The sequence below is a fragment of the Leucothrix pacifica genome (assembly GCF_003172875.1).
GTDB lineage: Bacteria > Pseudomonadota > Gammaproteobacteria > Thiotrichales > Thiotrichaceae > Leucothrix > Leucothrix pacifica.
The window spans coordinates 1-1,554 of sequence record NZ_QGKM01000042.1; the positions used below are offsets into that span (position 1 = coordinate 1).

Here is a 1,554-nt window from a genome sequence, read left to right on the forward strand (position 1 = left end):
GCGCATTCGTGCCTCTGCGCAGTCGTTATCATCGCTAAGCTTGCGTTACGGCGTAGGATAATTAAACACTCCGAAGAAAGGAGAGCAGGACGGTTTAGTTAGGTGGGATTTAAAAGCGTGTTTATCACGAAGAAGAGTTGAACCACTGAATTACAGACGAGCGAAAGCCGGACAAAGTGCCCAGAAAAAACATTGTAGTATTAGTTATCCGTAGGGGAGACCCCTACACCCCCTAATCAGGACACCACCCAGTAGAATCAAACAACTGTGCCAACTCGTCAAAGGTACAACCGCGAAGGGTAGCGGAGTACAGCGACAAACCCGACCCCACATGACCACCGAACTTGCACAATTTCCAAATACGAACCATATCAACAGCAGCCCTGCATGCATCACCCCCCCTAGCATAAAAGACCCTGAACACAGGACGCAAACCACCCCAACAACCCCAGAACCGACCCACATTTTGATATTCTTCAGGCACATCCTTTTGCTGACTTTTAACAGCATACTTACACGCATAATAACTAGCAGCATGCTGGTTACGCATCCATTCAAGACACGGACGACCCGACAACCTGCCCAAGTGCCAGTCTAAGTGTTTCTCATCACCAGAACCAACCACCTCATACCAAGCACGAGCAACAGCACCAGCACCGCCAGAAGGCCACTGACCCAAAAACGCATGAACATGAGGCGCCCCCCTTTTCTGAAACTCTAAAAACCATATCCCACCACTGACCCCCATACGCTTTAAACGCTTCACCATAGTAGCAAGATCCCGCTTTACAGCCTTCCCATCATTTGTATACACCTTAGGATAGGTCAAGGTAAGAAACGCCACTATAGAGCCTTGAGGGACATTCCTTATATGACGCTCACAACGACTACGAGACTTCTTTGACCATTCCTTAATTGCACCACGAATACCACCGCCTAACTGAGGACGGCCACCCCGCAAAGTACTTTTAATCTGCACATCTTGTTCACCAATAATCACTTCGGAAACCATACGGACATCCGACCAATCATTCATTAATGGCGTTATTTTGTACTCTGAAGGATAGTAGGGGGTGAAATCGTACTTATAGAAACTGTTAGCAGCTTCTTTGATTTTGGCGTTGTATTCAGCCTTATTTTTTTTATATCTAACCAAGCATTCTTTTAACTGCTCAGCCCACATTTTTTCCCTAGCCGGGTCTACCAAGCCGGATAAACGGGAATTGCTTTGAGGGATTGCCCCATCTATAATATTTTTCATGTCATCAGGTCTGCTCTGGTGATTGATCCAAAGGTTGAATGATTGCCGTCGTTCAGCCTTTTTTTATGCCCCTAAGTTAATTAATACACACCACCGGATAGGATTTTACGCGCGCTTAGAGGACTTTTAAGTCGGTTCGACTAAGAACTTAAACACATACTACCCCAACGCATTCAGCTTATAAACAGATCAACTCAATCGGTCTAATAACTGGTATTTCCTAGACTCCCTAGTATCCACGGTCAAATATGGCTCTTATGACAAGGGGCAGCGCTTCGCGCCGCTCACGCCCC

General features: G+C 46.5%; 1 protein-coding gene. It reads right to left on the reverse strand.

The genetic code is table 11. The features are described 5' to 3' along the window. Positions 1–232 precede the first annotated feature (232 nt). Positions 233–1,261 carry a rolling circle replication-associated protein gene (locus tag DKW60_RS14180; protein ID WP_146203489.1) on the reverse strand — a complete coding sequence of 343 codons (1,029 nt, stop codon included), beginning with the start codon at positions 1,259–1,261 and terminating at the stop codon, positions 233–235. Between the last annotated feature and the right edge of the window lie 293 nt (positions 1,262–1,554).

Bases quoted from the DNA above. Each gene is read 5' to 3' on its own strand.
- DKW60_RS14180 (WP_146203489.1), bottom strand. From the start codon at position 1,261: ATGAAAAATATTATAGATGGGGCAATCCCTCAAAGCAATTCCCGTTTA.